Raw genomic sequence first — 7517 nt, 5'->3', positions numbered from 1 at the left:
GACTATTTATGATTGCCAAAAAATTATTTATTATTTTATTAATAGCAATATTTAACATCGCAGGGATTATTTCTTGTATTGGGGGCGAAAAATCTACCGAACCGACAATAAACAGACAAGCGACAGAAATCGAACCGCCAATTCCCGAAAGAACGGGACCTACTGGTTCTATTCCGCAATGGGATAAAAATCTTACGGTAGTATGGGAAAGAACTGATGAAAATGAGCCTGAACCCGAACCTGAACTTCCTCCAGAAACTTTTGCAGAAAATACATACATGACAGTTTATGCTCCATTTTCTGGAAATAATTATCCGTCAATAAGCTATATGGACGAGGAAACTTTATCAACTACTTGGCAAAAAATGATAAGCAGAGAAGGAGTTAAAGACGGGAAAAGATGGTTTATAAGAGACGGAGATAATCGTCATAACGACCATAGATATGGAAATTATTATTATTTCGATAAAAATTTTGATATCGTATATTATAAAAAAGATAAAGGAACTATCAAAGTAAGAAAATTCAGAGTAGGAGTAATAACAAAATATAATAGCGGAAATTCTGCAGGAACTTGGACTGTAGGCGGATTATATGAAACATTATTGACTAAAGATGAAATTACCAGAGAAAATTCTGATAACTTTAATACCTTTATGAGAGCGGAACATATGGGAGAGAGAGGAAAAGGCGCTTTAGAGGTTTTGGTAATGAATATAGGCTATACGGACCAATTTTTTAACGAATTCGGAGTCGACTTCTATTATAATACGCAAGGAAACGGATATTGGAATAATATATATTATCATCAGGATTTACCGCCTCAGCAAATAGACAATTTTTTGAATGAAAAAATAAATTTATCATATGATTTATGGAAGCATAACTTTAGATTTGTATTTAATCGCGCTTATGATTGGCATTTAGAAGCGCATCCAGATTCTGGCTGGCAGTTATTTAATAAATAGACATAAATATAAATTAACATAAACTTTTTCAGATGAATCCTCAAGGCTTGCTTTTTGGCAAGCCTTACTATTTTTGATTTCTACTTCGTTTTTTCAAATGTTTTCAATGAACAGTTAAAATTTGTCATTACGAGATTTTGTAAAAAACCGAAACTTGCTTACGGCAGATATAGTAAAGTCGGACAGCGTAAAGTAATCCAAAATTAATAGAATTTGATTTTAAAATAGAATTCCATTAATATTAGATTATATCTATTTTAGTAATTTTTATAAAATTTTAGCTCGTCTTTTTATCCGAATAAATATAACTGTCTTTATAAGCGGCAATCTTTTTAATTTCGGCAAGAGCCTTTTGAGCGTCCTCTCTCGTATCGTATCTTCCCACTTTTAATTTATACATGGTTTTTCCGTCCGAAGTCGCTTCCTCTTTTATAAAAGCTTTTGGAAATTTTGCTTTCAAATTATCTCTAGCCGAATAAGTATTGTCTCTGTCATAACCTACCGCTACCTGTATAAAATAAACGGAATCTGCGGAAGATGTCGGAGTATAAGGGCGTTTTGTAACAGTCGCACTTTCGCTAACGGTAGAAGAAGTAGTTGGAGTTATACTCGCAAATTGTTGAGGCGGATTATAAGTTGAATTTGGAGATAAACTATTTTTTTCTTTAATTATCGCGTCCAACTCTGAAGCCAAACTATGAGTATATTCGTTATATCTGTCTTCGGGAGTCGAACTTTCCCTTATTATGCTTGAATTATTATAATCGCTATAATTATCGTTTTGAGTATTTTCCGATAAAGTTAAAATATCGTTATTTGAATTTTCAAAATTTGAACTTCCAAAATTTCTATTTCCCGCCAATTCTTCTGTTCGCATAAGTATTTGCGAAGAATTATCAATAATATCGTCATTATTTGCCATACTATTTGAATTATTAGGTTTTGAAGAACCCAAATGAAAACCCAAAATAAAAATAAATAATACGAGCAAAACTGAACTTGCCGCAAATATCAATAATCTTAAAGGAGTAAAATTAACTATATATAAAGTTTTTTTTCTTCCGTATTCAAAATTATTTTTAGGACTATTAATAGAATAATCTTTTTCTGCCTTGTTTTGATTTTCGTTTATGTTTATCTCCATAATGCCTTCCTAATTTTTTTGAAACTATAACCAAATGATTATAATCTCTCATATTGTTTATTATAATATCGGCATTGGACCTCTTATTTTTTACATCGATTTGCATTTTTAAAACTTTTCTCGCTTCTTTTTCGGAGATATTTCGCTTTTTTTTCATTCTATTTATAATATCCGCGGTTTTTGAATTGACATATATTAAACTATTGCATATTTTATATATTTCGCTTCTCATAATCAATGCGGCTTCAATAACGACATCTTTATCTGTGGAATTTAATAATTCAAATACTTTGCCCTCAATATACGGATAAGTTATACTTTCCAATTTTCTTAATTTCTTTGAATTTCTAAATACTATTTTTCCGAGTTTTTTTCTGTCTATATTTCCGTTATTATCGAGTATATCGTTTGAAAAGGCTTCTATTAATTCTTCTTTTTTATTTTTATCGTTTAAGGCATCATGTCCTATAATATCGGCGTCAATATATAAAGCGTTCAATTCTTTTGCAAGCAGTTTTGAAAAAGAACTTTTCCCCGAACATATAAGCCCGTATATTCCAATAACATTTTTCATAATAATCAATTTTGAGCTTGAACAGAATTAACAGAAGTATTTGTAATATAAGGAATAACAATTTGATTAAGATTTATTCTACTTAAAGCCCTTCCGTCAATAAGTTTTGTTAAAGAAACATTTTCATCCGCCGTTATAACTTTTACCATTCCAATGGACATATCGGCGCTTCTATTCGATAAATCAGTTGTAGCCGTAGTCGTATTATAAATTAGAAGATTCATATCATTAGTTAAACCTTGCAATTTGCCAGCGTTTATATAAATATTGTCATTATGAATCTTAATAACTTTAGAATAAAAAGGAATCGCATTGTCTATAACTTTTCCAGTCATTACCGCCGCATTCATGATTCTATCTTTACCTTTCGTTGTAATCGTAAAATTGGTAACTACTCTTTCGTTTCTCACTTCCACCAAATCGAGCATAACGGTAAAATTATCGGCGCTGTTTTCAAAAGTCGAGCCTCTTAAATAATAATCAACTTTTCTTAAATTTAATTCCGAGTATAAATCTCTTTCAGAATAATAATTCGTATAAATATCCAATACTTGAAATTTCCCATATTGAGGCAAAACATAAGATAAAGTTTGATATAAAGCAGTATTGAAAAACATCGGACTGTCTTTTTGAGCGGTTATGGTATCGGCTATTGCAATCGTATAACCAGATTTTTCCAAATTATATTGATTTTCTATTCCCCAGCTTCTTGACGGAATATTTTTATCCAACCTTCTTTTATAACTGTCGTATTTATAAACAATAGATTTATCTTCGGGATTGACATTTTTCGCTATTTCCAATTCTTCCAAAGCTCTCTCTTCCAAACCCATTCTTCTATAAACATCCGAAAGCATAAGCCTTGCATAAGTATTCGCAGGATTTAATTTTAACATATGTTTTAAATAAGCCTGCGCTCTCACATTATCTGCAAGCCTTGTATAATAAGAAGCCATATTTCCATAATATAATGCCGCTCTGTTTCTCTCATAATCTGGAGTAGGATTTGTATTTAATAAAACTCTCTCATAGGCAAGTCGCCCAAGTTCGTCTTCTGGTTTTGTTTTTAAATAATTTATATAAGAATTTTTAGCGTTCGGATAATTATTCGCTTCTTCATAAACATTTCCTATATAATAATATTTGCTATTATTTTTAAATTCAGAATCGGGAATATATTCCAAAATTCCTATCGCTTCATTATATCTTTTCAAAGACAAAAATATATTTGCCTGCAATATTTTAGCTTCGTTATAATTCGTATAATAATAAAAAGCGTTACTAACTTCGCTTAAAGCTCTGTTATAATTTCTATTCAAATAATAATAATTAGCCAAATGATAATATGATTCCGCCATTCTCGGATTATTATCAATATTATTATTTAATAAATTTAAAGCTCTATTACTGTTTCCGCTTGCAAGCTGTAAATATGCTAAAGAAACGGGAGCTTCCGCTCGATTTTTGTCTATGATAATCGCTCTTTCATATAGAGTCATAGCGGTTTTATAATATCCCATTCTTTCATTTAAAAGTCCTTCAGCGTAATTTGCAAAATAATTTTTACTATCCAAAGCCTTAATCGAATTAATAGTTCTTCTCGCTTCCGTATTTCTATTATTCAAAAGTTCAATATTAAGTTTTCTTTCAAGGACTCTAAAATCTCTGGAATGATAATTTGCCGCATCGTTAATGAGAGTTTCCGCCATAGAATAATTTTTTAATTTGATATAATTGTCTATCAATAATAAATACGGCTCTATATCGCTCGGTTTAATATTCATAGATTCCAAAACTGCGATTGAATTTTCGTAATTTCTGTTATTATAAAAATTCAAAGCGTTTTGCAAATTATTATTAGCAGATTGTCCGAAAGAAACCGAACTTGCGCAAAAATAAAAAATAGAAATAAAAAAAACTAATATTAATCTCAAAATTAAACCCTTATTTTCTTACATTTCTTGCCACAATTGCTCTTCTCATAAACGCTGGAGTATCGTCATAATCAATAGAAGAATTAGCGTTCGCTCCGAATATATAATTCTTCGCTCCCATATCGTTATGAATTTTCATATCTTCTTCCGATATAGTATCGAATATTGGTTTTGCAACTTCTCTAACTTCTTCTTTAATATCTGCTTCTGCAACTTCGGTAGCGATTCCAACGGAATAATTATTATATTCTTCATTTCTGTCGGCTCTATCGTCTACCAAATTTGCGCTTTCTCTTATTTGATTATTAATTATATTTCTACTAAAAGCCGTTTGTTCCGATTGTTCAAATTCTTCTTTATGATTGTCGTTAAAATTTTCTATCTCGCTATTTTTATTATCAATATCGTTATAATTGTTAGCAGATTTATCTTCAGAAGTTATTTTTCTAAAATTAAATCTACTAATAACTGGTTCTTTTTTTTCATTTAGATTTAAATTAGTATCTTCAGACTTATCAATATTATCAATTATATTTTCGTTGGAATTATTATTTTCATTATTTGTAATATTATTTGCATTATTTGTATTATCTTCTTTTATATCGCTTTTATCAGTTTCGGAATCTTTATTTTCAGTTCCGTTATTTTCGTTTTGATTAGCTTCAAAACCCGTAGCGACTATTGTAACCCTTATTTCTTCATTTAGACTTTCATCAATGCAAGTTCCTATTTTTATATTTGCATCTTCATGAGCGTAGCTGCTTATTTTTTCTGTAGCCTCTCTATATTCTTTAAGCCCAAAATCTTTAGGAGCGACTATATTTGCAAGAACTCCTCTCGAATTTCTTATGCTCGAAACATCAAGCAAAGGATTTTCAAAAGCGTTTGTTATCGCCTTTTCGACTCTGTTTTCGCCTTTTCCTATTCCTATTCCCAAATGCGCTCTTCCGTTTGAAAGCGAAATCATCGTTCTAACATCGGCAAAATCGGTATTTACTCCAAAACCAGTTTGAGTAATTATATCGGATATTCCCTGCACTCCCTGTCTCAATATATCGTCTATTATTGAAAAAGCGTCCGTATATCCGTAAGTTTCCGCGTCAATCATATCGTAAAGATTTTCATTCGGTATTATTATAAGCGAATCGACAACGGTAAACATTTTTTCTATTCCCGCTTCCGCTCTATTCATTTTTAATTTGCCTTCGTATTTAAAAGGTTTAGTAACTACTCCTATGGTTAAAGCGCCGCATTTATGAGCGACATCCGCAACGACTGGACTCGCTCCCGTTCCCGTTCCGCCTCCAAAACTGCTCGCAATGAAAACTAAATTCGCTCCTTTTATTATCTCTTCGATTCTTCCTACATCTTCTTTTGCCGCTTCCGCACCTTTTTCAGGGTCCGTTCCTGCTCCCAATCCTTGAGTCACTCTCTCTCCCAATACTATTTTGGTTTCGGCATTGGACCTCGAAAGCGCCTGTTTGTCCGTATTCATAGCGACAAAATCCACTCCTTTAAGTCCCTCTTCTATCATTCTATTAACGGCATTGCATCCTCCGTTTCCCACGCCTATAACTTTTATAACCGTGCCAGAATCATTTAAAGAATTAATGTTTGCATTTCCTTTTGAATTATCAGCCAATTCTATTCGATATTTAGAATCCATTGCTTACTCCCTTTTTAATTAATTATTGGAAAAATAAAAAATCAAAATACTTATAATTATTATCGTATATTATTGATTTTAATAAACATAATTATATTAACATAATTCAAAAATTCTGCAAGTGTTAAAAAATAAAAAAATATGTTATTATATAAAAAAAATTCATTTTAAATGGATTGCTTCGCATTTGCCAATATAGGCGATAAATTCGTGCAACGCCACAGTCGGCAAAATGCTCGCAATGACTATTTTTATTTAGTTCGTTACAATAAATGTCATTATTAGGGCGAAGCCCGAAGCAATCTATAAAATTAATAGGAGAAAATTTTATGAATTACGATGTTAGTTTAATTATAACGACTTATAACGAAGAAAAATATTTGCCGATTTTACTCGATTCTATTAATAATCAAAAAACCGATTTGAAAATGGAAATAATAATTATAGACGATTCTTCCACAGACGGAACTTTGGATATTATAAAACAATATGATAACTTCATAGGGGGGTAATTCGCCTTTTACATAACGATAAAAAATCGGATGTTCAATATATGAGAAACACGGGACTCAAAGAAGCGCTTGGAAAAGTTATAATATTCTTTGACGCCGACACTGCAATATCGGAAAATTTTATAGAAAACATGGTTAAGCCGATTATAGAAAATAAAACCGATACGACTTTATGCAAAACTTACGCCGTCCTTGAAGCTTTCTACGACATTCTTCCAGAAAAATATTAAAAAAGTTACACATATTTTATAAAACATTGTCCAAGATTTATGATGAAAAGATTTCCCGTTCAATTTGTTCCTTGGATTGCGAGATGGTTTAAAATGATGAAAAAACAAAAAAAAATTATAAGCGTTTGGAGAGTTCCCAATAGAACGCATACTACGGGAATAGCGACAAAAACCGAAATAGCGAGAAAGTCGGGCGGTTGGAAAGTGAAAATTGGAGACGGAGATGACGCTCAATATTCTAACGATGTATGTAATGAAAGCGATAAAGTTTTATGGGTTGGAAAATGCATTCTTTTTATTTCGAGAAGAAGAGTATTTCCAATCGACAACGGATGGATTACCGATATATTTTTTAAGCCGATAAAGAAATTTTATAAAAACAAAATTCAAAAAAAGAACAGCAACGATTATACAAAAAATTTGCGTTAATTATTTTTTAATCTATTTAATAATATTTAATAATTATTAAAAATGATTTATAATATTTTT

The 7517-nt window shown here is 31.0% G+C and carries 9 protein-coding genes; 5 read left to right on the top strand and 4 right to left on the bottom strand.

The window, feature by feature from the left end; all coding sequences use genetic code 11:
* Nucleotides 1-968: hypothetical protein (locus ACR0QS_RS08970; protein ID WP_432633099.1), on the top strand; the 968-nt coding region annotated here is incomplete at its 5' end.
* Between the two features lie 54 nt (nt 969-1022).
* Nucleotides 1023-1175, top strand: coding sequence for a hypothetical protein (locus ACR0QS_RS08965; RefSeq protein ID WP_432633098.1), 153 nt, complete (start codon nt 1023-1025; stop codon nt 1173-1175).
* Nucleotides 1176-1245: 70 nt separating this feature from the next.
* Here ACR0QS_RS08965 and ACR0QS_RS08960 read toward each other — a convergent pair whose 3' ends face one another.
* From ACR0QS_RS08960 to ftsZ, 4 genes are read right to left on the bottom strand one after another with little or no spacing between them, the layout of a single operon-like run.
* A complete protein-coding gene (locus ACR0QS_RS08960) occupies nt 1246-2106 on the bottom strand; it encodes an SPOR domain-containing protein (RefSeq protein ID WP_432633101.1) in 861 nt (286 codons plus the stop codon).
* Nucleotides 2057-2686 (bottom strand): dephospho-CoA kinase, encoded by a 630-nt coding sequence (gene coaE, locus ACR0QS_RS08955; protein ID WP_432633097.1) that lies wholly within the window; start codon nt 2684-2686, stop codon nt 2057-2059. The genes ACR0QS_RS08960 and coaE overlap by 50 nt, the downstream gene beginning before the upstream one ends.
* Nucleotides 2687-2691: 5 nt before the next feature.
* Nucleotides 2692-4590 (bottom strand): tetratricopeptide repeat protein, encoded by a 1899-nt coding sequence (locus ACR0QS_RS08950; RefSeq protein ID WP_432633100.1) that lies wholly within the window; start codon nt 4588-4590, stop codon nt 2692-2694.
* A 40-nt stretch (nt 4591-4630) separates the two neighbouring features.
* Nucleotides 4631-6286: a cell division protein FtsZ gene (ftsZ, locus tag ACR0QS_RS08945; RefSeq protein ID WP_432633096.1), complete on the bottom strand. Its 1656-nt coding sequence runs from the start codon at nt 6284-6286 to the stop codon at nt 4631-4633.
* A gap of 329 nt (nt 6287-6615) precedes the next feature.
* On the opposite strand from ftsZ, the gene ACR0QS_RS08940 reads away from it, so the two are divergent.
* From ACR0QS_RS08940 to ACR0QS_RS08930, 3 genes are read left to right on the top strand one after another with little or no spacing between them, the layout of a single operon-like run.
* Nucleotides 6616-6798, top strand: a complete 183-nt coding sequence (locus tag ACR0QS_RS08940; protein ID WP_432633095.1) for a glycosyltransferase family 2 protein — start codon at nt 6616-6618, stop codon at nt 6796-6798.
* A gap of 41 nt (nt 6799-6839) precedes the next feature.
* A complete protein-coding gene (locus ACR0QS_RS08935; protein WP_432633094.1) occupies nt 6840-7028 on the top strand; it encodes a glycosyltransferase in 189 nt (62 codons plus the stop codon).
* Between the two features lie 39 nt (nt 7029-7067).
* On the top strand, nt 7068-7457 hold the full coding sequence (locus tag ACR0QS_RS08930) for a hypothetical protein (protein ID WP_432633093.1): 390 nt from the start codon (nt 7068-7070) through the stop codon (nt 7455-7457).
* The last annotated feature ends 60 nt before the right edge of the window (nt 7458-7517 follow it).

This window comes from Brachyspira sp. (assembly GCF_050873525.1).
Classification (GTDB): domain Bacteria; phylum Spirochaetota; class Brachyspiria; order Brachyspirales; family Brachyspiraceae; genus Brachyspira.
This window is presented reverse-complemented; position numbering and strand designations above follow the sequence as displayed.

What these genes read in the sequence shown, in the direction of transcription:
- coaE (WP_432633097.1), bottom strand. Translation starts at nt 2,686, where the DNA reads ATGAAAAATGTTATTGGAATATACGGGCTTATATGTTCGGGGAAAAGT.
- ftsZ (WP_432633096.1), bottom strand. Translation starts at nt 6,286, where the DNA reads ATGGATTCTAAATATCGAATAGAATTGGCTGATAATTCAAAAGGAAAT.
- ACR0QS_RS08940 (WP_432633095.1), top strand. Translation starts at nt 6,616, where the DNA reads ATGAATTACGATGTTAGTTTAATTATAACGACTTATAACGAAGAAAAA.
- ACR0QS_RS08935 (WP_432633094.1), top strand. Translation starts at nt 6,840, where the DNA reads ATGAGAAACACGGGACTCAAAGAAGCGCTTGGAAAAGTTATAATATTC.
- ACR0QS_RS08930 (WP_432633093.1), top strand. Translation starts at nt 7,068, where the DNA reads ATGATGAAAAGATTTCCCGTTCAATTTGTTCCTTGGATTGCGAGATGG.